Annotated in this window: 23 protein-coding genes and 1 pseudogene; 13 read left to right on the plus strand and 11 right to left on the minus strand. The window is 58.0% G+C overall.

From position 1 onward, the window contains the following. The first annotated feature begins 83 nt into the window (after positions 1-83). From SO156_RS23170 to SO156_RS23185, 4 genes are all read left to right on the plus strand, one after another. Positions 84-1,079: a sterol desaturase family protein gene (locus SO156_RS23170; protein WP_498536357.1), complete on the plus strand. Its 996-nt coding sequence runs from the start codon at positions 84-86 to the stop codon at positions 1,077-1,079. A 168-nt stretch (positions 1,080-1,247) separates the two neighbouring features. After that, positions 1,248-1,568, plus strand: coding sequence for a MocE family 2Fe-2S type ferredoxin (locus tag SO156_RS23175; RefSeq protein WP_498536358.1), 321 nt, complete (start codon positions 1,248-1,250; stop codon positions 1,566-1,568). 16 nt (positions 1,569-1,584) lie between these two features. Next, positions 1,585-2,460 carry a sugar phosphate isomerase/epimerase family protein gene (locus SO156_RS23180; RefSeq protein ID WP_498536401.1) on the plus strand — a complete coding sequence of 292 codons (876 nt, stop codon included), beginning with the start codon at positions 1,585-1,587 and terminating at the stop codon, positions 2,458-2,460. Beyond that, complete coding sequence (locus SO156_RS23185) at positions 2,457-3,692, plus strand: NAD(P)/FAD-dependent oxidoreductase (protein WP_498536359.1); 1,236 nt, start codon at positions 2,457-2,459, stop codon at positions 3,690-3,692. The genes SO156_RS23180 and SO156_RS23185 overlap by 4 nt, the downstream gene beginning before the upstream one ends. Positions 3,693-3,973: 281 nt before the next feature. Here SO156_RS23185 and SO156_RS23190 read toward each other — a convergent pair whose 3' ends face one another. Then, positions 3,974-4,750, minus strand: coding sequence for a bestrophin-like domain (locus tag SO156_RS23190; protein ID WP_498536360.1), 777 nt, complete (start codon positions 4,748-4,750; stop codon positions 3,974-3,976). 154 nt (positions 4,751-4,904) lie between these two features. Between SO156_RS23190 and SO156_RS23195 the strand changes: the two are divergent. The 4 genes and pseudogenes from SO156_RS23195 to SO156_RS23210 form a co-directional block, all read left to right on the plus strand. Next, a pseudogene (locus SO156_RS23195) lies at positions 4,905-5,085 on the plus strand (IS110 family transposase); the annotation flags it as partial. Positions 5,086-5,262: 177 nt separating this feature from the next. Then, positions 5,263-5,664 carry a hypothetical protein gene (locus SO156_RS23200; protein WP_498536361.1) on the plus strand — a complete coding sequence of 134 codons (402 nt, stop codon included), beginning with the start codon at positions 5,263-5,265 and terminating at the stop codon, positions 5,662-5,664. 139 nt (positions 5,665-5,803) lie between these two features. Further along, positions 5,804-7,006 (plus strand): hypothetical protein, encoded by a 1,203-nt coding sequence (locus tag SO156_RS23205; RefSeq protein ID WP_498536362.1) that lies wholly within the window; start codon positions 5,804-5,806, stop codon positions 7,004-7,006. A 132-nt stretch (positions 7,007-7,138) separates the two neighbouring features. Then, positions 7,139-7,378, plus strand: a complete 240-nt coding sequence (locus SO156_RS23210) for a hypothetical protein (RefSeq protein WP_498536363.1) — start codon at positions 7,139-7,141, stop codon at positions 7,376-7,378. A gap of 164 nt (positions 7,379-7,542) precedes the next feature. On the opposite strand, the gene SO156_RS23215 is transcribed toward SO156_RS23210, so the two are convergent. Both SO156_RS23215 and SO156_RS23220 read right to left on the minus strand, forming a co-directional pair. Then, on the minus strand, positions 7,543-8,868 hold the full coding sequence (locus SO156_RS23215) for an MFS transporter (RefSeq protein WP_498536364.1): 1,326 nt from the start codon (positions 8,866-8,868) through the stop codon (positions 7,543-7,545). 54 nt (positions 8,869-8,922) lie between these two features. Further along, a complete protein-coding gene (locus SO156_RS23220; RefSeq protein WP_498536365.1) occupies positions 8,923-9,396 on the minus strand; it encodes a hypothetical protein in 474 nt (157 codons plus the stop codon). 285 nt (positions 9,397-9,681) lie between these two features. Here SO156_RS23220 and araD1 point away from each other — a divergent pair, with 285 nt between their 5' ends. The 5 genes from araD1 (at position 9,682) to SO156_RS23245 (ending at position 16,536) form a co-directional block, all read left to right on the plus strand. After that, positions 9,682-10,689, plus strand: a complete 1,008-nt coding sequence (araD1, locus tag SO156_RS23225; RefSeq protein ID WP_498536366.1) for an AraD1 family protein — start codon at positions 9,682-9,684, stop codon at positions 10,687-10,689. Between the two features lie 65 nt (positions 10,690-10,754). Beyond that, positions 10,755-12,110: an aminotransferase-like domain-containing protein gene (locus SO156_RS23230; RefSeq protein ID WP_498536367.1), complete on the plus strand. Its 1,356-nt coding sequence runs from the start codon at positions 10,755-10,757 to the stop codon at positions 12,108-12,110. A gap of 806 nt (positions 12,111-12,916) precedes the next feature. After that, positions 12,917-14,119, plus strand: coding sequence for a CaiB/BaiF CoA transferase family protein (locus SO156_RS23235; protein ID WP_498536368.1), 1,203 nt, complete (start codon positions 12,917-12,919; stop codon positions 14,117-14,119). Positions 14,120-14,332: 213 nt separating this feature from the next. Beyond that, positions 14,333-15,115: an enoyl-CoA hydratase-related protein gene (locus SO156_RS23240; RefSeq protein WP_498536369.1), complete on the plus strand. Its 783-nt coding sequence runs from the start codon at positions 14,333-14,335 to the stop codon at positions 15,113-15,115. A gap of 809 nt (positions 15,116-15,924) precedes the next feature. After that, positions 15,925-16,536, plus strand: a complete 612-nt coding sequence (locus SO156_RS23245; RefSeq protein WP_498536370.1) for a hypothetical protein — start codon at positions 15,925-15,927, stop codon at positions 16,534-16,536. An 11-nt stretch (positions 16,537-16,547) separates the two neighbouring features. Here the strand turns inward: SO156_RS23245 and SO156_RS23250 are convergent, their stop codons facing one another. From SO156_RS23250 to SO156_RS23285, 8 genes are read right to left on the minus strand one after another with little or no spacing between them, the layout of a single operon-like run. Then, complete coding sequence (locus tag SO156_RS23250) at positions 16,548-18,323, minus strand: phosphoenolpyruvate hydrolase family protein (protein ID WP_498536371.1); 1,776 nt, start codon at positions 18,321-18,323, stop codon at positions 16,548-16,550. A 36-nt stretch (positions 18,324-18,359) separates the two neighbouring features. Further along, positions 18,360-19,472, minus strand: coding sequence for an ABC transporter ATP-binding protein (locus SO156_RS23255; protein ID WP_498536372.1), 1,113 nt, complete (start codon positions 19,470-19,472; stop codon positions 18,360-18,362). Then, the gene (locus tag SO156_RS23260) at positions 19,472-20,293 is read right to left on the minus strand and encodes an HAD-IIA family hydrolase (protein ID WP_498536373.1); all 822 of its coding nucleotides are present in this window, start codon (positions 20,291-20,293) and stop codon (positions 19,472-19,474) included. The genes SO156_RS23255 and SO156_RS23260 overlap by 1 nt, the downstream gene beginning before the upstream one ends. After that, positions 20,286-21,056 (minus strand): SDR family NAD(P)-dependent oxidoreductase, encoded by a 771-nt coding sequence (locus SO156_RS23265; protein WP_449379864.1) that lies wholly within the window; start codon positions 21,054-21,056, stop codon positions 20,286-20,288. Before SO156_RS23265 ends, SO156_RS23260 begins: the two co-directional genes overlap by 8 nt. Beyond that, complete coding sequence (locus SO156_RS23270; protein ID WP_498536374.1) at positions 21,053-21,994, minus strand: ribokinase; 942 nt, start codon at positions 21,992-21,994, stop codon at positions 21,053-21,055. Before SO156_RS23270 ends, SO156_RS23265 begins: the two co-directional genes overlap by 4 nt. Then, complete coding sequence (locus SO156_RS23275) at positions 21,991-22,851, minus strand: carbohydrate ABC transporter permease (protein WP_498536375.1); 861 nt, start codon at positions 22,849-22,851, stop codon at positions 21,991-21,993. Before SO156_RS23275 ends, SO156_RS23270 begins: the two co-directional genes overlap by 4 nt. Before the next feature lie 11 nt (positions 22,852-22,862). Beyond that, entirely contained in the window at positions 22,863-23,825 is a 963-nt protein-coding gene (locus SO156_RS23280; protein WP_498536376.1) for a carbohydrate ABC transporter permease, read from the minus strand. Between the two features lie 60 nt (positions 23,826-23,885). Then, positions 23,886-25,271 (minus strand): ABC transporter substrate-binding protein, encoded by a 1,386-nt coding sequence (locus SO156_RS23285; RefSeq protein WP_498536377.1) that lies wholly within the window; start codon positions 25,269-25,271, stop codon positions 23,886-23,888. Positions 25,272-25,536 lie beyond the last annotated feature (265 nt).

Raw genomic sequence — 25,536 nt, forward strand, 5'->3', positions numbered from 1 at the left:
ATTACGATTTCTCGGTACCTGACGAATTTCGCTCAGGTAGGCAAGCATCTCACGTCCAAAAGTCCGGCGGAGCGGAGGCAAATATGGATGACATCTTATACGGTACACGCGACAAACGCGGTAATTGGACGCCGAACAAGAGGCCGGAACGCGCGCCGATTTTCGTATGGCCGGCGCAGCCGAAGAAAATTCTTCGTTGGTTGCCGGGGTATCTCTTGCCTTGGAATACCCTCTATTTCGCGATCTCGCTTGTATCGTGGATCTATCTGACACCCGCGCCTGATACAATGCGGGAATTCCACACTGAATGGCTTTCGCTCATCCTTCTGCGCAATGCCGGGCTAACGGTCCTTGTCTATGGCACCTTCCACTTCATCCTTTATGTCCAAAGACGTCAACAAACAAACTTCAAATATAACGCAAAGTGGCCCGACACCGACAACACTACCTTCCTGTTCGGAAGCCAGACAGCTGAGAACGTATTTTGGACTATGTGTAGCGGCGTGCCGGTATGGACCGCATACGAGGCTCTTACCTGGTGGATGTACGCTAACGGCTATTTGCCTTACGTCGATTTCGGAACTCACCCCGCGTACTGCGCTGCCCTTGTGTTGGTGACGCCGGCCTGGCGCGAGTTGCACTTCTATCTCATTCACCGGCTCATTCATATGGGACCGCTGTACCACATCGTACACAAGATACACCACAAGAACGTTAACCCGGGACCTTGGTCCGGCCTGTCAGCATCTACACTCGAGCACATCTGCTATTTTTCCGGCGTGCTGATCCATTTCGTCCTGCCCTCCCATCCGGTGCATGCAATGTTTCAGCTCATGCACGCGGGGTTGTCGCCTGCGAAGTCTCACACCGGTTTCGACCGGGTGGTCATGGACGATGCAAAAGCCATCAGCACAGACAACTTTTATCACTACCTGCATCACAAGTATTTTGAAGTGAACTATGGAGAGCGGCGCATCCCGCTCGACGAGTGGTTCGGCACAGCTCACGACGGTTCTTCCGAAGCCGACGAGAGGATGTACAAGCGCATAAAGGCCAAGAAGTGGGCGCGCGGCAATTAGTCCTGGAATTGGTAAGCCAGGTCGGACGGTCTTTCCGACTTTTCTGATGGACGATGGCTACATACGGCAACTTCCCTTCCACCCACCAGCAACATTGGCGCCGCCGGCCCGCGGATCTTGCCACGGCATCGGCGCAGTTGCTGCGAGTTTGACTCAGAGGAGATGTAAATGACTGGTCAGGATGAATGGGTAGCGGCTTGCGCCACTGACGCATTGATGCCCGAAGAGATCATTCGCCTCGATCACGGCGGCCGTACGTTTGCAATTGTTCGCTCTCCGGAGGGAGACTACTTCGCGATTGACGGCCACTGCTCTCACGAGAAAGTCCATCTTGCGGACGGCATTGTCGATGGGGGGATCATTGAGTGCCCGAAGCACTTCGGGACGTTCGATTACCGCACCGGCGAGTCGCGCGCATTGCCTGCATGTGTTGACCTGCGCAGTTACGAGGTGAAAGTCGAGAACGGTACCGTCTTCATCAAGCTCTGAAGTCAAAAGCACGATGATGTCGAAGCAGAGCTTGCTCATACTACAGTCCCTGTGGGCGATGGAACGACGCCAACCCGATGGGGTCGAGCGTTCTGTCGATCATAACATAGCGATGATCCGGGAAGCGGGCTTCGACGGCATCAGCACCTCCTGCGCTGATCCTGCACGTGTTGCCCTGATTGCGCGCGCTTTGGCCGGGTCAGGACTGGCAGTCGAGGGTATGTGCTTCCCGCAGACGACCGATCACTTGAAAGCGGCCATTGACCTTGCTCATCACCTCGACGCCCTGCATCTCAACGTCCAGCCTGACATCCGCCCGCGCCATGTCATCGACTGTATCCCCCTGCTGGAGGGCTGGATCCGGGTCGCGCAAGAGGCGGGCATGCCGATCTACTTCGAGACGCATCGCAACAGGATGACGACGGATCTCCTCTTCACACTCGACCTGATGGACCAGGTTCCCGGGATGCGCATGCTTGCCGATCTCTCGCACATCTTGCTGGGCCGCGAATTCTGGTATCCGATCTCGGATGAAGACGAAGCACTGGTGCGGCAGGTGCTCGATCGTACCTGGGCTTTTCACGGCCGTGTGGCGTCTCGCGAGCAAATTCAGGTTGAGATCACTTTCCCCCAGCATAAAATCTGGCTGGATCTGTTTCTTGGTTGGTGGAAATACGGCTTCGACAGTTGGCGAAGGCGCGCCGGCGAGGGTGCCCGTCTCACTTTTACTTGCGAACTTGGCCCGCAACCCTATGCCATTAGCGATCGCCAGGGCAACGACACCACAGATCGCTGGGAGGAGGCTCTCTTACTCAAATCCTTGGTGCGCGGCCTGTTCGAGAGCGCGGCAAACGATGCACAGCCTGCGCTCGGAAATGGTTCAGCTGCTTGAGCGACCAATCCACAATGGTGATCGTTGGGGCGGGCGAAGCCGGTACGGCCGCTGCCGTCGCCCTGCGCGAAGGCGGTTGGGGAGGCATCGTGGCCTTAATCGGCAACGAAGCTATGCTGCCGTATGAGCGCCCGCCTCTATCCAAGGCGATCCTGACCGACGAGATGAGGCCGGGACCCAAGCCGATTGTGACGGCAGAACGTCTCGCCGCGTTGGAGATCGATTATCTCCAGGCAAACGAAGTGATTGCGATTGATCGCGCGGCCAATGTGGTCACGCTCTCAAACGGATCAAGGATGGCCTATCACCGACTCCTCCTAGCCACGGGAGCCCGACCTCGGAGACTGAGTGTTCCGCTCGCTGAAGGAACGAGGGTCGCGACCCTGCGGGCGTATGAGGACGCCACTCGCATCCGCAACGCTATTGGCCAAGGACGCAAGGTCGTTGTGATCGGCGGCGGCTTTATCGGGCTCGAGGTTGCCGCGAGCGCGGTCTTAAGAGGGGCTTCGGTGGTCGTACTCGAGGCAGGATCGCGGTTACTTATGCGGGCAGTACCACCTCCTATGGAAAAACTAATCAGGGCCAAGCACGAACGTTCCGGGGTGCGCATTGAGACAGGCGCAATCGTTGAGCGGGTCGACTTCAGTGAAGGGCGCTCCAACGTGGTGCTAACCGGTGGTCGCTCACACGGGGCCGACCTGGTGATCGTTGGGGTCGGTGCGACGCCGAATGTCGAACTTGCGCAAGCGGCAGGACTGGTTGTCGACAACGGCATCGTTCTGGACGAGACGCTGGCGACTTCGGATCCGCACATTTTCGCGGCGGGGGACTGCTGTTCGTTTCCGCATCGCCTCTATCAAAAGCGGGTCAGGCTGGAGGCCTGGCGCAACGCACAGCGGCAAGGTGCGGTGGCGGCAGCGAACATGCTGGGCGAAAACCGTCCTTTCGACGACGTTCCCTGGTTTTGGTCGGATCAATACGACGAGACACTGCAAATCGTCGGACTGTGCCCGGACGGAGAAATCCCCGTAGTTAGGAACCTTGGCACGAGGGGACAGCTCCTGTTTTACCTCGCCGCCGACGGCCGTCTGGTGGCCGCATGCGGATTCGGGAGCCTGGGCACCGTAGCGAGGGAAGTGCGTTTTGCCGAGATGATGATAAGCCGCGGACTTAGACCCAAGGCAGAGGCGCTCGCAGACCCCGCGATGAACATGAAACAGCTACTGGTTTAGTCAATTCAGCATTGCGGACCTCCCGCCGGACCGAGGAGTAGCACTATGCGCCTTCGGGTCATGTCCGATCTGTACATCGAACTCACCTCGCGGTGGGACCTGTGCCGTCCGGCAAAGCGCGCCCTGCCTTCGACGTCATCGTAGTCGCCGGCGCCCTGGTGCCGAGGGCCGAGCGCGGCGCTCCCCTGAACAATTATGATTGCTGCGCTCAAGCGCCCAGAGCGGGGACAAGAGATTCTCCCAGCTACGTACACACGGGAAAGATTTTGTATTATGCATCATCATTCCGCTGGGATCTTGGCGACCTCTGCCAGAGGCCCCGGTTCTATTCGGATATCACCAGAAAAAGGACGCTCTTGGAGACCAATGAGTCCAAGCGCCATCACGACGGCGATTGAGAACACGCTTAGCGCCGTAATTTGCGCACCGGCCTTCTTCAGGTGCACCAACCCGATGGATATCTGTGTCACCACGCCAAGGATCAGGACGAGAATCCATTTGGCATCGATCGTGCGGTCTGAGGCCAACGCTAGCCGTTCGGAGCGTGCGCTGCCCGCTCTGACTGCGGCATTTAACAAGGCAGTCTGCACCGCCCCGCCCGCTGTTTGCGCGATCCGCGGATCGCTCACCTCTCGCAGCAAGGCGTCATAGGCGGACTTAACCGAATTGGCCTCCTGGTCCTGCGCCATCGCCGGCCACTCGTCGTCCACGAGGGCGGCGACGTATTTCGCGAGTACTGAGCGGAGGCTGCCCATGTCCGAGGTGGATGCGATACTGACAGTATAGATGTTGCGCAGTTCCGCCGCCTCTGACTGTACCGCGCGGGTCGCCTGGCGGTTGCGATCGGTTATATCGTTGGCCAGAAATCCGGTCAGGAACGCAAACAAAACTCCGACCGTTCCGAAAAACGGAGCGACCACGCCTTCTATGCGGCGCACCGGCAGGATCATTACAGGGCTGAAGCTCGCGATCACGATGACAGCGCCAGTCGTCGCGTAAAGAGCGAAGAGGACTGCGAACAATTCAAATATTGGAAAGTCTAGCCAAGCTTTGATCATTGGGTTAGCCGACCCCCTGTTACAAGGCGGCGAACCCGACTAGAACATATGAGCATTGAGTCCCCAAATAATGTATTGCTAGCGGAAGCACAACGCTAGCCACGGCAGAATGGTTCAGGGACGGATTCGTTGATTCTGGCGGAATGTTTTCCATGGCTTTTGCACGGCCGGCTCTGGGCATCACCTCGCTGGGCACCTGGTCCGCATGATGCCAGCTGCGTGAAGCCTTATGTCAGCTGAACAAATCGGATGCCGCGGATGCAGAAGCGATTTGTGGATCCGTCACCCGGCCTACAATGCGGTTCCTGCCGGCGAAATCTGCCGAACAACAAGCCGCCGGCATGATTTGCGGACGCGGGAAATGTTGATGAGGCAGCGTAGCAGCCTGCCAATGCCGCGCGCGTGCGCACGGCCGAATTGGGAATGGTGGCGAACGCCGGCTTGGCGAGCACAGCCGAGTTGCTGCTGTCTCTTCAGGACCAAGACGACGATCGCTGGGTGCCGCCCGCTTTGTGCTGATCCAGTTCCCTGACGGCGGCGGACGCTACGATCTCGACGTGGTGCCGACCGACCGGGTCCGCGACGTCGACGACGAAGGCCTGCGGTCAAACCGCGCAGATCCAAGTGCTCGCCTGCTCATCCTCAACACGCTCTTTGAGAAGCGCCGATCGAGCTCGGTCGTGACTCGATACGGTCCGCAGCGAACTCCATCCCTCGCCGGCAGTGATGCCACTTGCCTGTTTCGATCGGCAAGCAAATGGCTTCCTGTGAAGTCCATGATCAAGGATGTGGGTTTCTCGATCCTCCTTCGGCGAAGGCCTGAAGCCGTGGATCGAGGCCTTCAATCTCGTAAATCCACGATGACGACTGTGTGTTTGCGGCTCTTCGAGATCACGAGCGAGGATTCTCGATAACTTCTTCCCATGGATGACAAAGTCCAGACTTGAGGCCTTTGGTCACCTTTAGCGGAGAATGGACCAAATACGAGATTGCTCTAACCAATGCACTAGCTCAATTTCTATTGCTATATATCAATCTTCATGAAACTCTGTCTTGAGCGCCAGCTTCGAGCAGCTGGATTCTGAATTTTCATGGGGAGTATTGATGAGGACTGACTGGGAAGAACCGATCGCACGTATGGTAGGGCGTATCGAAGATACGGCTCGGCAGGTAGGGGACGCCTATCCACATTGGGCGAACCCGGAAAGCGGCACTTGGACTACAACTGCGAACGGGGATTGGACCGGCGGGTATTGGTTGGGGATGCTTTGGCTTGCCTCTCGCGGGAATGGCGGCGAGCGCTTCAGGATTCTCGCGGAGCAGGGTTGCACGCGCCTTGAGCCGCGCGTCACGGCCGACACCGCGTTCAAGGCCGCAACCTTCTATTATGGGGCTGGACTCGGCTCGCTGCTCGCCGGCAGCGAGCACGCCCGGGCGCTCGGCCTCGCAGCGGCGCGAGACCTCAAGCAGCGGTATAATCCGAAGCTAGGTCTGGTGCCCCTCGGCGCGAATGCAGAAGAGGGCTCGGACGTAGGAGCGACTGCAAGCAGTGTCGACAGCTTGGTCGTCTCACTGTTGCTGTTTTGGGCGGCTCGAACCGCCAATGACCGAGAAATGCGTGAGGTGGCCGCCAATCATACCGACAAGGTGCTGGGACTTCATCAGCGCGAGGACGGCTCATTCGTCCAGTCCTCATCGCTTGATCCCGCGACTGGAGAAATCTTACGGCGCTACACGCACAAAGGCTACAGCGAGAGCAGCGTCTGGGCGAGAGCACAGGCGTGGGGGGTCGTTTGCTCGACGATTAGTTACTTGTCCGGCGGCCCAGAAGAGCGGTGGCTTCAGGCCGCCATGAAGGGGGCCGACTGGTGGATCGCCCATGTGCCAGCTGACCGCGTGTCATACTGGGATTTTGACGATCCGCAAGCCCCCAACGTTGAGCGAGACACTGCCGCTACCGCCTTCATGGCCTCGGCTTTTCTAAAGTTGAGTTCGATTGCGCCGTCTGAAAGCAAGCGGCAACTATATCGGCAAGCCGGAGAACGGACCGCTTTGGCGCTCGTCGAACGTTATCTCACTCCGGTCGACAAGAACGATAGACGTTTGCCTGGCATGCTGGTCGAAGGATGTTTCAACAAGCGCAAGGATTCTCGAGCCGCGGACTACGTCAGCAATGCGGAACTCATTTTCGGTAGCTACTATTTATTCGAGGCGCTCCATTTGCTTAGTGGCAGATTGCCGCCTCCGGACATCTAGAATAGCACTCGCCGCGGGCCGGAGATCGCAATTTATTGAGTGCGGCGTGAGCGCGACGCTATAGAGGCAAAGCTCTGTCATCGTATGGACTCATCGACCGTGGCGATGGTGCCATTTTACACCGCCGGATAGATGTCGGCGGTGGAAATATGCGGCGGCGACCCGCGCGGCTGCGACAAATCGGAGAGTCTCAGCGCTTTCAGATCGTCGGCCGTAATGATCGCGGTCCTCGGTCTGGCAACCGGTATTGCCGCCAAAAGTCGAGTTGTCGCGGTCTATTTTGACGGGATTCGACGAGCAGGCATCGAGCTTGGCTGGTTTGGCTCGAATCATCGCGAACAAAAAGGAGGAGGATCTATTTCGGCGTATTAACATTAGATGTCGTTATGCAAGGCGCCAGAACCTGGAGTGAGGACGATTCCGAACCATTGGATTCGTTGCGGATGTCTCAACGGCGCGGTGCGCCGCCCTCCCCAGAACGGAGTGGGCGGCACTGACACGGCAGGCATCCCTGGGAGTTCAGCGGGCAGACTGAGCTATTCGCCTATGTAGACGCAGCCTCTCTTCTTGGCGATCTGATAGACGACCACACTCAAGAGCGCGATGAACGATCCGTAGATAGGGAACATCCAAGTCAGATTCTCGCGCTGCAACCATACGAGGAGATACGGAGTGGTACCGCCGAACAACGTGGCTCCGATTGCATAGCCGAGCGCGACGCCGGTAGTTCGCACGGTGCGCGGCATTAATGTTGTGGCTATGAAGTTGTACAGCGCCATGTTGCAGCCCACCATGGCTCCCCCGAGCAGCATAACAATGGAGTAGGTCAAAAGGCTCTGTTGCGAATAGAGCAATGTCAGGAAAAAAGATGGGATGAGTAGCAGACGTATCATTATGAATGCGCGCGATGGCCGCACCTTGTCTGCAAAGGCGCCTATGGACGGTGAGAACACCATCCAGGAAAAACCCATAAGGGTCAGGATGCCGTACACCCAGGTGCTATTCTCCTTAAACACCCCATTGGCGATGTTGGGCAGACCGAAATTATACGTGTAGTTCGCAAGTTGCACGGAACCGACCACCAAAATAGCAGCGAGAAGCGACAATCGAACGCTCCAGAGCGTCTTCCACACGCCGCCTGTCGTTTCCTGAATGCGCGACATCTCGTCCGCGCGGTGCATCGCGCGAGCGATCAAGGTTTCCGGGATGGCTTGGCGAAGAAAGATGATAAGCAAACCAAGCACGCCACCAACTGCAAACGGCACACGCCAGGCCCACTCGCGCATGACCTCAGGAGCAACGGAGGCACTCACCAAAAATGCGACCAGACTGGCTCCGATTGAGCCCAACATGACGAATGTACCATTGATCAAACCAAGGTACCGGCCCTGCTGTCCTGGCGGTGCCAACTCGATCGCGATCGCGTTAGCGACCCCCGCCTCAGCGCCCGTAGCAAGACCTTGCGCGAGCCGAAGAAGAACCAGCACGACGGTGGCCAGGGTTCCGACGTCCTTGTGAGCCGGCAAGACCGAGATCAGCAGCGAGGACAACGCCATTACCGTAACCGCGATCATCATGACGCGCTTGTGGCTGATGCGATCTGCAATTGGACCGAGCAAAGCCGCTCCCAAGGGCCGCGCCACAAAACCCGCTCCGAACACCGCCAGTCCACCGAGCAGAGAGACGATTGGGTCATTGGAGGGGAAGAAGTGCGGCGAAAGAAACGCCGCCATGAAACCGTAGACTTGCCAGTCGTACCACTCCAGGGCGACGCCTCCGCCGAGGCCAATTGTCATTGACCTCGATGTAACTTGCTTGTCGGGGTGAACGAGTGCGATGGAGGGTTGTGCAGTTGTTTGCATGTGCTGCTTCCGCTCGTTGCTGCAAATTGTTTAGGATTCCGGGGCGCGCGAGAGTCACTCTTGGCCGTAGCGAGCCCAGAGCAATACGTGTGAATTCAGAAGACCCGCGATGTTGAGCAAGCCCAGGGAGATTTCGGGCGGCACCGGTGCGAACGGATGCCTAAGCGACCGCAGGCGGCAGCTCCGCCTTTCTTCATCAAGATATTTCAAGTGGCGGTTCTCGCATGCGAGCTGACGTCGAAGCCCGTTCGATCGAATCCCTCTGCTCCGTTGCGCAATCGCGGGCGCCGATACCATCGCTGCGACCGTCGAGTCGACCGGATAGAGGGATTGAATGCGAAATTTGCTGGCACTCAGCGTCATCTTGTAGGCCGCGAGGGTCTTCACGACAGACCAAGGCGAGCCGAGCGAGCGCGGGAAATTTGATTGGAGACGGCACGTCACGACGGGAGCGCTGACGCGTACTGCAGGCGCCACGAGGGCGCCAACCTCAGTGGCGAATCCAGCAAGAACCTTGCGGCGATCCATTTCACCCCCGGAACATGGGCTGCATCTTTGCGCAGCATCTCAATTATCTACGAAGATCAACATAGCGCTGCCGCAATGTCAATAATGACGCATTTCATTTGTATATTAGGCTATCTCAATGTTCGCTAACATTGTCTAATGTGAAAGCAAGCTCAGCGGAGCCATAGCTCTAAACCCTTACACAGTCTGGAGATTTTTAGCGAATTGACCTGCATCTGGCCACAGATTGACCTATCCCATTTGGGATGACAATCTGACTTGCCGCAATTGGCGGCTCGCTCTGAAATGGAATTGAACCCCGTGCGACTGATCCAATTTGTATCTGCCGACGGTTGCCGCCATGTTGCAGCTCTCGCAGCCGGCAATTCGGACCCCGTTTTAGTGAAGAACGCTGCTAGCGTGCGCGACTTGGCGTTAGAGGCCGCACGCCTGCGACTTTCGCTCGCCGAGTGCATCGAGACCCATGGTTTCGGGGAGCAGGTCGACTACGATGCGATCGTCAGCGAGAAGCGGCTGCTGCTGCCTCTCGATCACCCGGACCCCTCCCGGTGCATGATCGCCGTCACGGGCCTTACGCATCTCGGTAGCGCCGAGTCGCGAGACGCCATGCATGCGAAGTTGGCCGCAGCCGACCTGTCGGATTCGATGCGGATGTTCAAGCTCGGTGTCGACGGCGGAAAGCCGCCGCCCGGAGCGCTCGGTGTACAGCCGGAATGGGCCTATAAAGGCGACGGCTCCTGGGCGGTCGCCCCCGAACAACCGCTCACATTACCTTCCTACGCTGAAGATGGCGGCGACGAAGCCGAAGTTGTCGGACTCTATGTGATCGGCGAACAAGGTGAGGTCCTACGGGTGGGCTTCAGCCTTGGCAATGAGTATTCAGATCACGTGATGGAGCAGAGGAATTACTTGTACCTCGCTCATTCAAAGCTGCGGCAGTGCTCCTACGGCCCTGAGCTGCTCATGGGCGATCTTCCGGACGAAGTCTTTGGAACGATCCGCGTGCTGAGGGCCAGCTCGCCTATTTGGTCCGGGAATTTTATTTCCGGCGAGAGCAACATGTCTCACTCCATCGCCAACCTCGAGCACCATCACTTCAAGTACCGCGCTTTTCGGCGTCCCGGGGACATCCACATCTATTTTTTCGGAGCAAGCAATTTAAGCTTTTCGGCCGGCGTCCGGCTACAGGGCGGCGACACGTTCGAAATCGAGTCTCCGACCTTCGGGCGGCCGCTGCGCAACCCCCTCGCTGCGGATGCGCAACAGGAAATCGTCAGGGTGCTGCCATTGTAAGTTGGAATCAGCTACGTCAAAGATTGGCATAGCGATCTAGGGGCATTTTGAGATAAGCAATTGAAATGCAAAAATGGCACCCTCACCTGCGGGCAGGCAACGCTCCCCTCTTTCTCCGGCTACTCGAAGCTGTCGAGCGGGACATCGCGGCAGGAGTTCTTGCCGCCGGAACGAGGCTACCGACCCAGCGTGATTTGGCTGAAGATATTGGCCTCAGTGTCGGCACGGTGATCAAGGCCTATGCGGAGGGTCAGCGGCGAGGGCTGCTTGTCGGACACGTTGGTCGGGGGACGTTTGTCGCATCACAGCGCCAAAGCTCTGCGGCTGGGGGGAAGGTCGTCGATCTAAGCCTCAACATTCCGGGCCCATCATTACTGCCCAAGGTGCTCGCCGAGAGCTCATCAACGTTCCCGACGGCCGATATTTCCGATTACGTGGGATACCTGTCCCACTCAGGTGTTTCAGAACACCGGGAGCAACTCGCCAACCTATTTCGCGAAACAGGGTTCGATGCCAATCCGAACAACCTTGTCATTACCAACGGAGCGCAGCACGGGATATCGCTGACACTCAGTTCGATCTGCCAGCCTGGGGACAAAGTCTTTGTCGAAGCCGGCACCTATCATGGTATGAAGTCGTTCGCGCATTTCGCCAAGCTCGAGCTTATTGGACTGCCGATGGACGGTGAAGGATTGCTTCCCGGGCCTTTCGACAAAGCGGCCGCTAGCGGGACAGCGCGGGTGCTTTTCGCCATTCCCACCATACAGAGCCCGACGGCGAGGATCATGAGTGCGGCGCGCCGTCGCGAGATCGTGCGGATCGCCCGGAAGCGCGACATCCTGATCATCGAAGATGACGCCTATGGGTTTCTTGACGAGGCGAGCGAGCCACTCGCTTCGTTGGCGCCGGAGCGAACCTTCTATGTCAACACCCTATCGAAGTGCTTGGCCCCAGGATTGCGTATCGGAATGCTCGTCGTACCCGAGCCGTACCTGGCGCAGATTCATCAAGCGATGCGCGCAACCTGCTGGATGGCATCGCCAATCTCGTCCTTCATTGTGTCGGAATGGATCCGGTCCGGAACGGCCGCCCGTGTGAAGCAGTCTCTGGTCCAGGAGGCGAAGAAGCGCGTGAAGCTCGCCTCCCAAATACTCAGGCCGCACATACGTCCAGATCACCCGGCAAGCTTTCATGTCTGGCTGGACCTGCCAAGCGACACTGCACAGCAGGTGGCAGCCCGTTCATTGCAGCGCGGCGTTATTACAACGCCTCCTTCGGCTCTCCTGGTTGAGCCCTCCTTAATCTCCGGGCTGAGGATCTCGATCGGCGTTCCCGAAAACATCGAAGATCTCGAATGGGCGCTCCGTCAGGTCGCGGCCGCATTAGAGGTCGGGAACGAAGCAAGTATGTCAATCATCTGAGTTGTGCGAAGGGACTTACCTCGCGCGCTCTCAACGAGATGCCACTGAGGGCGGGTGCACCGCTTTTTCGATCCAGATCCGAAGAGTCTCTGGATCACGTCTAAACGCATGCCGCTCAATTCAATGTTCGCTACGTCGGTCAATCGAACCTTGTTCGAATGGCACGGCCTCGACATCAATCCTCAAATTTCGATCAGGATAATTGCCGGTGGACCTGGACAAAGATGATTGAGCGGAACGCGAAGCAAGGCGCGGCATCGTAGCGCTTGGTCAGCGGCATCGGAAAGGCGGCGAAGAGCAGACTCAACGTCACCACGCGCGCATACCCTGAAGGTCACCAGCTAGTCGACTTCGTTTCCTCGCCTCCTCGCTTATGTGAAAGCCGCAGACCCGTGAAGCCGAAAAGGGTCTCAGAGGATTCACAACGACCAATGGCGACGGTGAATGCGATATTTCCCCGGCCAAGAGCCTAGCCCCTCCTCCGAGCCAGGCGGATGTGGTTCAGATCCTGCTCAACTGGCTCTCGAAAATGTTTCGCCCAACGACTGAGCGCCGTCCCGCTCTGATCAGTTACACGCCCCCGGCCCTCTGCGGCTGCCACAGCTAACTTCCGCTTAGCTGCTCACATGCCGCATATCGCCGCTCCAAACCTCAATGATCAAGCCGCCTCCGCCTCTCGGTCGCTATTGGGATATATCAATCTAGCATTGAGATAGTATAATGTTGACGCAAGCTAAGGGCCGAGATAGCGTTTGGGCCAAGTCAAATGGTAGCGAGGCGCTCCTTGAGATTGAGAAAGGCCTGACGTGATCGATGAATCTACTGCCTCCGACAGCGGGGGCGCCCTTCGCGGCCTGGTAGTCCTGGAAGTCGGCATGGTCATGCAGGTGCCGCTTGCCGGACAGGTATTGGGAGATCTCGGCGCAGACGTCATCAAGATCGAGCGACCGCAGGGTGACATCACACGCGGCCTTGATTTTGAAGCCACCCGCCTCGGCGGGATGAGTGCCTATTACGCGGCGATGGGCAGGAACAAGAGAACCCTCGCCCTGGATTTGAAGAACCCCGCCGCGTTGGAGATCCTCCTGACGCTGGTCGGTCGGGCCGATGTGTTGATGCATAATTTCAGGCCCGGCGTCATGGAACGGCTGGGTCTTGGTTATGGCGATCTCAGCGCGCGCAATCCTCGTCTTATCTATGCCGCGGGCTTCGGTTTCGGAGAAGCTGGTCCTCTTGCAGATCGGCCAGGTCAGGACATGCTAGCGCAGGCGTTTAGCGGCCTGGCACGGGGCGGACTTCAAGAGCGCCAGCCTCCGCAGCTGACCAACTCTCCTATTGTCGATTATGGCGCGGCCATGTCGCTCGTCCAAGGCATCCTCGCGGCCGTGATCGAGCGGCAGAAATCAGGCCGCGGACAAATGGTGTCGACGTCTTTGTTCGACGTTTCACTTGCGATGCAGCTGTGCGAGATCGCCAGTGAGAGCATCTATGGCGTGAAAACCAACTGGATACGCCAGGCGATGCTCGTCAGGACTGCTGACGGCTGGGTTGCCGTCGTGATGCTATTTCGCGACAATCCACTTGGTTTGCTATGCCAGGCGCTCAACCTACCGGACATAAGTGCGCGACCCGAACTCGCCACGCGCGAAAAGCAGATCGAAAATCTGGCCACGATCCAACATCATTGTGAGCCCGCCTTTGCGCACTTGACGACTGAGGAAGTGCTCGCTCGCTTGGCGGCCGTGGACCTGCTTTGCTCACCTGTGAATGAAATTCCGGAGGCGATCAGCCATCCTCAGGCAAGTCAGAACGGGATCATGTGGCAGGTCGAAGTGCCCGGGCGCGGACCGGTGCCGCTCGCCGGACTGCCGGTCCGACTCTCCCGAACCCCTCCGGGCGTGCGCATTCATCCGGCGACCATTGGCGCGGCCACTAACGAGGTTCTGTCGTCCTTCGGCTTCTCGGAGCACGCGATCCAGGAGGCAAGAAGCAGAAAGGCTTTCGGGTAGGTCGGCCAAAAACTTCGATTGATGCCCACCTACGTCGTCCGTTGTCGAGAGGATACGCCCGGCCTCATCCTGATTGCTCGGAAGGATGGATGAAATCGAGAGGCGACTTTGATTTATACGACGCTCTGGGTCCCCGGGGCTGGGGGCAAGTCACGCTATCCAAGCTAAGGTCAAGTTCTGGGTTTTCTCCCAGCTATTCTGGAGATTTCTTTCGTGATTCCAAAATCCGAACTTATACTGTGCACCTCCCCGCTCCCGCACGTCCGTCTCTTGGCCATGAACAGGCCGGCGAAGCGAAACGCACTGAGCAATGAGCTTATTGCGGCGCTTGCGTCGGCCTTGCGGGATGCCATTTCAGATGAGGACGTCCGCTGCATCGTCCTTTGCGGGACCGAGGCGTTCTTTTCTGCCGGCGCGGATATCAAGGAAATGCAGCTGCGCGGCTTCGAGGCCATTAACAATCCAGTCCGGCGCAACGATTGGCGCGACATCACGAACTGTCCGAAGCCGATTGTTGCTGCCGTAGAAGGGGTGTGCTTTGGAGGTGGTCACGAACTTGCGATGCTCGCCGATATCGTCGTCGCAGGCGAAGGCGCGCTCTTTGGGCAACCTGAAATCAACATCGGAGTTCTGCCCGGTGACGGGGGGACCCAACGGTTGACGCGCGTGGCGGGCAAGTCCCTGGCGATGCTGATGATCCTTAGCGGTCAGTCTATTTCGGCTCGTACAGCGTTGCAGGCGGGGTTAATCGCCGAAGTCGTCGAAACCGGTCATGCACAGGCGCGAGCCCTCGAAATCGCGGACATGATCGCTCACAAGCCGCCTCGTTCGGCGGAGCTTGCCAAGGCTGCAGTTTTAGCCGCCTATCAAATGCCCCTCGATGCCGGCGTGGAATTTGAACGTCAGGCGATCCGGGTCGCTTTCACCACCTCTGATCAGCAGGAGGGAATGAACGCCTTCTTTGAGAAGCGGCCACCAAAGTACCAAGGCAGATAAGATCCTTTGCGTGATTGCGGCCTTGCGACGAACAGGACCAGAAGCGAGCCGCGCGGAGAGTACCTCGTTCCTTGTGGGTGCCGAGTTTCGACAAGCTGCGATAGATTAGACTGGGTCGTCGTTGCTCCCTCGTGCCGCGGCGACCGCTCCAAGTCCGAGTCTTCCGGGCAATTGCCAGCCATATAATCGCGCCCTGCCCGCTTAAGAAACCTTGAGCGTCCCCGGCGATCGACTGCGGGCGTCTGAGGAGGGATGCACGGCGAAAGTCACAAGCGCACGGCCTAAGATGCCTACGACGTCCTTGTAATGCTCGCGCGCGGTCGCGCTGCCAACGAGGCTCCCGGACGGCTAAAAAGATGCCGCTGCCGGAGCTTCTCCAACAGCGGCTCAAGTTAAGGGAGGAGGCAGACAACCGGTCTGCCAGCGGGTGCGTTTGGCGCTGCGAAGCGCGCGGGAGGCTTTTGACCCGTTTTGTCTACGTTGGGCTCTTCCCAGAACAGCGCCGGAATGCGGTATCTCGGCCCGGGGCACATGAGTGAAAAAAGCTTCGTCCTGGCGGCTTGCCTGTCACGAGCTGTCGGACTGAAACATGCTTAGTCCCGAGCGCTCAGTGGCTTCGCAATACAGAATTGAGCTAGTTCAAAGTTATATGGCTTCAACAAGCTTCTTATCCTGGACCTCTGCCCCAGTGCACCCGGTCAATAGAATCCTCCTCCGCAGAACGCTCTGAATACCAGGTGATCTAGACCGGGCTGAAACCGCGTATAAGATTGGTACAATGTCCAAACGGCTAATATTGGGTAGAAGCCGTGAAAGCGCCCCTTATTGGCAAAGTTGCGACCCGCCTGTCGGCCGCACCAAAAGGCGCGGCCGTGGAAATCTATGCACCGTCTTTGCGAAGTCTTCCGCAAGGCTCCATGCTAGTCATGGCCACCTTGCCCGTCATTGACTGGAACGACTGCCTTTTTCGAGACTTGCGCGCACTGCGGAGGACATGCGCTCCTGTCTATGCGGCCATGGTCATGATCGATCCCTTCGCGTGCTGGGAGGATGTTGCCGAGTTGTTGAACGAAGCCGGGATGACGGGGGTGATAAACTTCCCACCTGCATCCCTTCTTGAGCGGTCGACCGACGGCGTGCCGGTTGACACCGGACAGGAGCTCGAACTTCGGCGAATGGAATGGTTTGCGAGCCTGGGGTTCAAGATCTTGTTCGCCGCCGGCAACGATCCTCAGATCACAACGGCAGAGAGGCGACTTGGCTCGCATCTCGACGGCATCATCTATTTACCGGAGGAAGCTCTCAACCTGACGATTGACGAAGAGATGGAGCTGGCAAGCCTTAGGCCGCGGAAATCGACAGTCCCGACGTTCGCGCTCGTCGACAGACCGAGCTCGAAGCGCAAAGTGCAAAAAACCTAAGCGCCACGAGGTTATTCCAGGATCCGCAGCTTCTTCATCTTATTGTACAGGGTTTTTCTTGAAAGCCCGAGAGACCTGGCTGTCTTTCCGCGGTGAAGCTTGTTTCGTTTCAACCCTTCGATGATCCATTCGCGCTCAGAGAATGCCGATGTGGGCTTAGCAGGTAACGCTGCGTTCAATAAGGGTTTGAGCACTTCGGCGCTTATATGCGTGTCTTTCAGAGCGACAAGTTGGTTGACGATCTGGCGCAATTCCCTCAAATTTCCGGGCCAGTGATGAGCCGCCAGCGCCAGAAATGCAGATTTTTCTATCGCCAGCGTTTGCGCGTTCGAGTCTCCCTTGGCCTCGACCGTAAAATGCTGAATGAGTTGCGGAAGGTCCTCCAGCCGGTTTGGCAAAGTGGGTAGCTCGATATCGAGCCCAACAAAGAAGGCAAGGAGGCGGGGACATAGAACACTTTCCAAACCTGCTGCCCGAGCCACTGTGGCGGTTGCGATGATCCGGGCGTTTGACCTTGCAGCGGATACGCCGTTCAGCGGCGTGAAGCTCCCCGTCTCGAGATAGTCGGCGAGCCGCTCTTGGCCATCCCTCGACAGCTGATCGATATGCATCAGCAAGAGCGAAGAATCGCTTGCGGCTTCCAGGAGCGATAGTTGGCGTCTCCTGTTCTCATCGCCCTCGGCGCCGAAGAGCGTGCCGACCATATCGATGGCTAGACCGGGGCGGCAATGAAACAGCGCCGGCTTCGTGTGTTTGCGATCGCTAAAGGCATGAACGAGGCTGGCTATTCGTCGTTTACCTGACCCCGCCTCGCCCCAAACGAGCACGGGATTGGGATTGCTGGCCAAGCGCCTTGCAGTCTCGAGCACGCGTTTCATGATTGAGGAGTGCGCGATGACGCCGTGCCTGAATCCGCTCAATTGAAGCTGGCGCTCAAGGAGATCGACCTTCTCCCGTAGTAGGTGAATGGTCTTAAAGCCCGACGTCACCTCAAGGACCGACATTTCAAGCGGGACGCGGTCGAGCGACGAGCCGCCGATGAAGCCTTGGACGCCCGTTTCGCGGCAGATATCCAAAAGTTCGTCGGGCTTGGTTATTGGCCCACCGCCAAGCAGGCAAATCACGTTTCTGTCGATGGACTGAGCCGCACGCGCAACCGCGCTCGTTCGTGCGGCAAGCTCCGACAGACTGATCAGGGGCTCGGACCCGCTTTCCACGCCGCGGTTGAGATTGAAGTTGATGCAGATAGCTCCAGTGCCCGCGTCAACCATGCGTTTTACTTCGGATTGGGTCCGCGTATAGCCAATCGTCATCAGCCCGCGTTTTGCGGCCTTCGCCAGGAACGCGATTTCTCGCGCATAGCCAAGACCGGACATTTCAAGCAGTGACCTTCTGTAGTCATCAATGTGGATGATGGAAGGGAAGTTGGTGACTCCGGAAAAGCCCCACCTGATGATGCGATCGAGAAAGCGGTCGATATCGAGCTGCGGGTTGAAGGTACAGGCCCCGAAAAAGACCGGCAATTTCGTCGAGGGCAGGATTTCGGTACGGCCGAAGCCAGCCACGAATTCGTTGGTATCGCGGATTGGAAGAATTGATGCAGGCGAAGAGCCACCCATAGCGCGAAAACGGCCGGCATTAAGAGCAAGCACGAAATCGGCGCCCGCGCGTTCGGCAGCTCGTGCAGTCATGCCCGATCCGATTCCCGCTCCAAGCACAAACGAACGGGAGTTCCGGAAGAACCGCCTGATCCCGCCGCCCTTTACGTGGTCCGCCCGCATGTGCATACCGGCCTCGCCTCCTGCACGGCAGGCTTTCGAAAACTAGCTCCAATTTGCCGGCGCATGCAAGCGTCGGAGTGCTTTTCCGTTCGTCATGAAGAGATGGCAGTCCGCTGGCGAAGCCGCAAGACGAACCTTGCCAACCCCATTCGGCGGCTCGGGCTTCGGCGCCTTTGCAACGACAGCTGCCTTGCCAGCACTTCCGTAGATGTAGGTGACGCTTCCAAGATGCTCTACGAGATCGACGTCGAGCTCTATCGCGACTTCCCTCTTCTCCGCCGCGAATGGAGAGAAATCGTCCGGCCGAATTCCGAGCGTGATCGGCTTTCCGACGAGCAACTGATCCGGTTGGACGGGGACGGAGACCGTGGCGCCTGCATCGAGCTTGACGTCCATGCCTGCCTCGTGAGCGGCCTCGATGTGGCCGTCGAGAAAATTCATCTTGGGCGAGCCAATAAATCCGGCCACAAACCGGGATGCCGGGTTGTGATAAACATCGTGCGGGGTGCCTACTTGCTCGATATTGCCATCCTTGAGCACCACGATCTTGTCAGCCATGGTCATGGCCTCGACCTGGTCGTGCGTCACATAGATCATGGTGTTTCCAAGCTGCTTGTGGAGCTTGGCGATCTGGACCCGCATCTGCACTCGCAATTCCGTATCCAGGTTTGAAAGAGGTTCATCGAACAGGAACACTTTGGGTTCGCGCACAATGGCGCGCCCAATCGCCACGCGCTGCCGCTGTCCGCCAGAGAGCTGCCGAGGCTTGCGATCCAACAGATGATCGATTTGCAGCAGCGATGCCGTCTCAGCGACCCTGCTATTGATCCCGGCTCTCGCCACTTTGGCCATACGCAGAGGGAAGGCCAGATTCTCACGCACGGTCATGTGCGGATAAAGCGCATAGCTCTGAAACACCATGCCGAGGTTACGGTCGGCCGCATCAACGTCGTTGACAACCTCGTTGTCAATCAAGAGCCGCCCGCCACTGATGCGCTCCAGCCCTCCGATCATTCGCAGCAGCGTCGACTTGCCCGACCCCGATGGTCCGACGAACACGACGAATTCGCCATGATCGATGGTCAAGTCTATATTGCGCAGGATCTGGATAGTCCCATAAGCCTTATTGACGCCTTCCAAACGGACATCGGCCATCACGTTCTCCTCTGTTCCGCAGCCAGCGCTCTCGCGACCCCGATCTCCGTCAGGTTGGATACGATGAAATCTGGCGGGGCCAGGGTCGGATCCTCCCGGGGCGGCACCCCGGTCGTGACCAGCACGGTCGGAAGGCCCGCGCGCCTGCCTGCCTGAATATCGGTCGGAATCTGGTCACCGATCATCAGTGTGGCGCTACGCGCCGTCCCAAGACGCAAAAGTGCGGTTTCGATCATATGGGGCTCGGGCTTACCAATAATGAGAGGCTCAACTTTCGTAGCAGCAGCCACAGCGGTGATCGTTGCTCCTGCCCCAGGCTCGAATCCGCCGGCAGTCGGCAAGAGGAGATCGGGGTTGGTTCCGATGAACACTGCGCCGTTCAAGATCGCCTCGACCGCAATCCGCAGCTTCTCATGCGTAATCTGGCGATCGAGCCCCATGACCACAGCTTCGGGCTTTCGGTCTGTCACCTCGAGCCCCACCTCCGTGATAGCCTTCACCAGGGATGGCGCGCCGATGACAAAGACACGTGTGGTTTGAGGATATTTCGCGCGGACGAGCTCGGCGGCGGTGATGGCGCTCGTGACAACGTCTTTCGGCGCCATCTGGAGTCCGAAGTTCTCCAATTTGCGGACGACATCTTCGGGCGTGTGCGTCGAATTGTTTGTCACGAAACAGAATGGCAATCCGGCCGCCTGCCATCTTCCAAATGCCTGGATAGCATCGGATATCGCAGCGTTCCCGCGATAAACGACCCCATCGAGATCCGAAATGATGCCTTCGACTGGCGGCCAGTCGATCTTAGAGCTACTGCTAGCCATTCATCAGCATCCCGCCGTTCACGTGAACGATCTGCCCGGTCATGTAGGAGGCCGCCGGACTCGCAAGGAAGACGGCAAGTCCAGCAATATCCTCCGGGACCCCCAGCCGTCCCAAGGGGATCCGGCCACTGTGGCGCGCTTCGGTTTCCTCTCGCGGACGCCCATGCATTGGCGTATCGATAATTCCCGGCGCAATTGCGTTCACATTGATTTTAAGGGGCGCGCATTCATAGGCGAGTAGTTTGGTGACGTCGTGGACGATCGCCTTCGACAAGCAATAATCTGCGCCGCCGGCCTGGTAGTTGAATACTGCACCCTGCGAGGACAGTGAGGAGCCGACGTTGATGATGCGGCCGCCCCTGGCTTTCATGAAGCGGTCGATCGCCAGTTTTGAGCAGCGCAAAACAGCGACCGAGTTGACCTGGATAGTCCGCTCAATTTTCTCTGCATTTCCGTTCAGGAGCGGCTGGGCAGATTTGATACCGGCATTGTTCACCAGCACATCGAGTCGGCCAAAGCGTCTGGCAACCTCATCCAGAACCCTGGCGATATCGTCCTCACGCGAAACATCCATGGCCATCGGCAATGCGCCGTTGCCATAGGGCAAGCTTGCCAAAATGTCTTCGAGATTGTCCAGGTTAGCATCGGCGGCAAGGACGTTCGCCCCTCCTGCCCTAAATGCATTCACAATGGCCGAGCCGATGCCGCCCCCGGCCCCGGTGACGAGGACCGTTCTATCGGAAACTGAGAACCGTGTGGTCATTCCAACTCCAAGATCGTTTGGGATTTCAGAAACTCGTCAACCGCCTCTGCATTGGGCATGGAGTTTTGAGCGCCGCGCCGTGTCACACACAGGGCGGCGACAGCCAGCGCCTTCCTTACGGCTTCCCTTAGAGGCAACCGCTGGGCCAGTGATGCGGCGAATGCTCCGTTAAAGGCGTCTCCGGCCGCCGTGGTGTCGACGACCTTGACGGGAAAAGCCTGCAGAGCAAAAGAGCGCGTTGCGTCGGCATAATAGGCGCCCTGCGCCCCCAGAGTGATCAGCGCGGCACTTGGCCCGAGATCAAGAAGCCGCAAAGCCGCGTATGCTGCACTGTCGAAGTCGTCGACCTCGATGCCCGTCAGTTCAAAAGCCTCCGTCTGGTTCGGTGTGACGAAATCGACGCTTCTCCACGCCGCCGATGCAAGCCCTGGCCTCACTGGCGCCGGGTTAAAGATGAGCTCGAAGCCTTTATCGCGCTTCAGCTCGAAGAGCCGGTTGAGCGCCGCGATCGGCATACCCATTTCGGCAACAACGATCGCATCGCGCTCGATTAATTCGGCCGCGCTCTCCACCATCTCCGGCCCCACGTTCAGATTGGCGCCAGGATCTATGACGATCATGTTGGAGCCATCGTCACCGACCAGAACGAGGGCCGAACCGGAGACTTCTCCAGGACAGATCTTGATTGCGTCTGGGCGAACGCCAGCCTCACTCAATGACTGCAAGAGGGAATGACCGGCATCATCATCACCGAGACGTGTGTAGAAATGTGGCCGAAGGCCAAGTCGAGCGGCAGCGACAGCCTGGTTGGCGCCTTTCCCTCCGGGGTTGCGGGTGAGCGTACCCATCAGGCTTTCGCCCGGCGTTGGAAGGCGCTCGACGTTGAAGCTGAGATCCAGATTGGTCGTTCCGAAGAACATCAATGGCCTGGCACTCATTTTACAGCACCGAAGGTAAGGCCACGTTCGAGGTGGCGTTGGCCGATCACGATCAGAATGACGGGAATGATCATCGTCACGACCAGGCCTGCCGCCATAACTGGGTAGAATTGCACGCCCGGATTGAGCAGTTTGAGAAGAGCCACCGTCACCGGCGCCTTCGACGAGGAGAGGATCAGACCAAGGGCAAAGTTGTGCCAGGCGAGTAGGAAAATGAGCAGCGAGGCACCGATCAGGCCCGGTTTTAAGAGCGGCAGCACGATGTGCAGCACGATCCGGAAGGGCTTGGCACCATCCATCGCAGCCGCTTCCTCGATGTCCTTTGGGATGTCTTCGATATAGGAGCGGCTCAGCCACACGATCATTGGTAATGTGACGACCTGATAGACCCAGATCATACCGATATAGGTGTCATACAATCCGATCGTCTGGAAGACGCTGAAGAGAGGGATGACGACCAGGAGGACAGGGGCGAAGCGGAATCCGAGAATGAAGAACGCAATGTCTTCCTTGAGCGGTATGTCCCGCCTCGCCAGGACGTAGCCGGCAGGCACTCCCACGAGCAGCGAGATGAAGACGGAGCCAAGCGCAATGATGACGCTGTTGGTAATCGGCGTGAGGAAATCGACCTTGATAGTGCCGTAGCTGGTCGCTCCTGCCTGCGCGACATCAAATAGGACGCGAAAGTTTTCCAATGTCGGCGAGAACAGGAAGCTTGGCGGCCAGGTCATGACCTCGGCCTGCTGCTTCAACGACATCATTACGATCCAAATAAGTGGAAAGGCTAGGATCAATGCGCAAATGCCGACGAGGATGTTCAAGACCAGGTTTGTGGGCGTCGAGCGATTGAACCGCATGCGCTGCTTCCTCAGCTTACGCGCTGCCGGACAAAGCGCCACAGCTTGACCATGGCGAAAGTTCCGAACAGAACGATCATCCAGTTAACGACCATAAGGGCGGCACCACGTCCAAAGGCGAGATTTTGGAATGCGGTAATGTAGGCGCGCACCGAAAGTACGGAGGTGCTGTTGCCGGGCCCGCCTTGGGTTGTCCCGAAGATGATGTCGAACTGATTGAGGGACTCGATCAGCCGAAACACTGCCGCAATCAGCATGTATGGAGCAATCAGCGGCAGCTCGATATGCAGGAAGGTTGCCCAACCCTTCGCACCATTGACGCGAGCAGCCTCCCTCACCTCCTCGTTGATCCCTTGAAGGCCAGCGAAGATGATCAACGCGAAGAACGGCGTATAAGTCCATACGTCGATCAGGACCAGGGAGGACATCGCTGTGCCGGGATCTGAAATCCATGCAAACCGGCCAATGCCGACAAGCGACAGCAAATAGTTCATGATCCCGTTTTGCGGGTCCATCATTGTCGTCCACATGAGCGCTACGCTCATCGGCGGCAGGACAAGCGGAAGTAGGATGACGGGCCGCATGACTCGCGCAAGGACGACTTCAGTTGCGAACAGCTTGGCAAGTGCGAGACCGAAAGCCGCCTCCATAAGTACCGCCGATCCGGCGTAAACAAGTGTCGTACGAACACTGTTCCAGAAATCCTCCGTCTTGATCAACGCTGCGTAGTTGCTGAGCCCGACGAAGTGGACCAGCGGCCGACCGAACTTAAGGTCCGTTAGCGACTGAAAGACCCCGTAGAAGAACAGGAACAAAAAGCCGAGAAGTATAATGATGGCTGGAGCAATTGCGGCAATGCTCCACCAATCAACACGCGGCTCCTCGGCACTCTTGACCTGCTTGTCCTTTGGCGAGGCAAGTTGACTGGCCGAAGACTGCAACGTCACGATTCCGTCGAATCCTCGAAGGTCCATTTCACGAATCTCTAAGATGTAAAGGGGCGGCAATTGCGCCTGCCGCCCGCTTTGGCGCCTTCACATGGACGAACGGATCTCGGAAGCAAGGTCGGCCAGCGTTGCCTTCACGTCAGCTCCGTTGACCATTTTCTGCATGGCCACAGCCCAAGCATTCATTGCTTCGGCAAAGCCGACGCGGGCTGTAAAGGCGAGTTGCGCCCTGTCTTGCACGCTCTTGAACGTGTCGACGAAGTTGTTGAACTCAGGCTTTGCCGCATATTCGAGCCAGGCCTTATCGGTCCAGGTGGAAGCGCGCGGAGAGTTGACGAGCTTGCCGGCAACAGCGCCGTTCAGCTCGACCTGTTTTGACGTTGCCCACTGGATGAACAGCCAGGCTGCACCCTTCTTCTGGGAAGCGGCGTTCATTGCAAGAGACCAGATCCAGATGTTGGATTCGAAGTTCTTGCTGTTCGGAGCATACAACGGGGGCGCGAATGCGATTTTGCCCGAGGCGGGTTTGCCGGCCACGTCGTTCCAGAAGCCGAACATATTGGAATCGATCGCCATCGCCGTTCGTCCGGAATTGATCCCATCAACCACCTGGTACCAGTTGTCGTTGGCAAAGGACGGAGCAGCGCACTTCTTGATCATGTCCACGTAGTCCTTGTGGAACGCGACCGACTCGGGCGAGTCTAGGCCGGTGTCCAGCTTGCCGTCCTTGACCGTGAAATCATGAACGCCGTAGGACCTGGCAATCGAGATGGCCGCCGTATGGATACTGCTCCAAAACCGCACACCACGAACGCCTAAAGGTATAATCGCGGGGTCCGCAGCCTTCAGCTTCTCGCAAGCGGCGGACATCTGTGGCGGAGTCGTCGGAATCTTGATGCCGTACTTGTCGAGGATGTCCTTACGGTAGAACAGCTGAATATTCTCAAAGCCGTGCGGGATGGCCCACACCTGGCCGCTTCCCGGCTCGATCTGACCTTCCTTCACTGTCCAGGTCAGCGCATCCCGCAGCGCAGGGAAGAAATCATTGTAGTCATAGGTTGCCGCGGTGAGTTTCGGATCGTTCAGATAACGATCGAGCGGCTCGAGCAACTGGCCCGGCGCGAGATCCCAGGCGGGTTGAATCCCGGTACCCACGACGTCCCAGCTTGGCGATTTTGTGCTGAGTTGGATCGTCAGCTTATTCCAATAGGCATCGTCCGGATAAAGCTCCGGCGTCACTTTGATGCCCGTGAGCTTCTCGAATTCCGGCAACTGGGCTGCGACCGCGTCGGCATACGGATGGATGTCGTACGCCCAGACGATCGACGTACCTTCGAACTGGCGCCAGTTGATGTCGTCTGCCTTGGCTTGGGTCGACGCAATGGCCGCTCCGGCCAAGAGCGTGGTGCAGATGAGCGCTTTCTTGACAAAATTGGCCGAACGGCCGCGCAAAGCGGCAAGCTTCCTTGGCATGTTTCCCTCCGATGGACTCTTTGGCCCGCAAACCACGCGCCCCTCCTCTTCCGAAAGGCCGCAGCATCGCGAAAGCTAGCCACCATTCTTTCGCCGCAAGCGGGTTTTCAAAACGGAGGTTGGGTAAGGTTGGGTAATCTGGGAGCGGCTGGCGAATTACGCCTTCCCAACCCGGTTGGGAAGCCGAAGCGGACTCGATGTCGAACCGTGTCCGTAGCGAAAGGCCTGCGCTAGAGCAGAGGGATTGTCTTCGGCCCGAATGGAC

The sequence above is a fragment of the Bradyrhizobium sp. UFLA05-125 genome, assembly GCF_059803515.1.

What these genes read in the sequence shown, in the direction of transcription:
- SO156_RS23170 (WP_498536357.1), top strand. Translation starts at nt 84, where the DNA reads ATGGATGACATCTTATACGGTACACGCGACAAACGCGGTAATTGGACG.
- SO156_RS23175 (WP_498536358.1), top strand. Translation starts at nt 1,248, where the DNA reads ATGACTGGTCAGGATGAATGGGTAGCGGCTTGCGCCACTGACGCATTG.
- SO156_RS23180 (WP_498536401.1), top strand. Translation starts at nt 1,585, where the DNA reads ATGTCGAAGCAGAGCTTGCTCATACTACAGTCCCTGTGGGCGATGGAA.
- SO156_RS23190 (WP_498536360.1), bottom strand. Translation starts at nt 4,750, where the DNA reads ATGATCAAAGCTTGGCTAGACTTTCCAATATTTGAATTGTTCGCAGTC.
- SO156_RS23210 (WP_498536363.1), top strand. Translation starts at nt 7,139, where the DNA reads ATGTCGGCGGTGGAAATATGCGGCGGCGACCCGCGCGGCTGCGACAAA.
- SO156_RS23215 (WP_498536364.1), bottom strand. Translation starts at nt 8,868, where the DNA reads ATGCAAACAACTGCACAACCCTCCATCGCACTCGTTCACCCCGACAAG.
- SO156_RS23220 (WP_498536365.1), bottom strand. Translation starts at nt 9,396, where the DNA reads ATGGATCGCCGCAAGGTTCTTGCTGGATTCGCCACTGAGGTTGGCGCC.
- araD1 (WP_498536366.1), top strand. Translation starts at nt 9,682, where the DNA reads ATGGAATTGAACCCCGTGCGACTGATCCAATTTGTATCTGCCGACGGT.
- SO156_RS23230 (WP_498536367.1), top strand. Translation starts at nt 10,755, where the DNA reads ATGCAAAAATGGCACCCTCACCTGCGGGCAGGCAACGCTCCCCTCTTT.
- SO156_RS23250 (WP_498536371.1), bottom strand. Translation starts at nt 18,323, where the DNA reads ATGCACATGCGGGCGGACCACGTAAAGGGCGGCGGGATCAGGCGGTTC.
- SO156_RS23255 (WP_498536372.1), bottom strand. Translation starts at nt 19,472, where the DNA reads ATGGCCGATGTCCGTTTGGAAGGCGTCAATAAGGCTTATGGGACTATC.
- SO156_RS23260 (WP_498536373.1), bottom strand. Translation starts at nt 20,293, where the DNA reads ATGGCTAGCAGTAGCTCTAAGATCGACTGGCCGCCAGTCGAAGGCATC.
- SO156_RS23265 (WP_449379864.1), bottom strand. Translation starts at nt 21,056, where the DNA reads ATGACCACACGGTTCTCAGTTTCCGATAGAACGGTCCTCGTCACCGGG.
- SO156_RS23270 (WP_498536374.1), bottom strand. Translation starts at nt 21,994, where the DNA reads ATGAGTGCCAGGCCATTGATGTTCTTCGGAACGACCAATCTGGATCTC.
- SO156_RS23275 (WP_498536375.1), bottom strand. Translation starts at nt 22,851, where the DNA reads ATGCGGTTCAATCGCTCGACGCCCACAAACCTGGTCTTGAACATCCTC.
- SO156_RS23280 (WP_498536376.1), bottom strand. Translation starts at nt 23,825, where the DNA reads ATGGACCTTCGAGGATTCGACGGAATCGTGACGTTGCAGTCTTCGGCC.
- SO156_RS23285 (WP_498536377.1), bottom strand. Translation starts at nt 25,271, where the DNA reads ATGCCAAGGAAGCTTGCCGCTTTGCGCGGCCGTTCGGCCAATTTTGTC.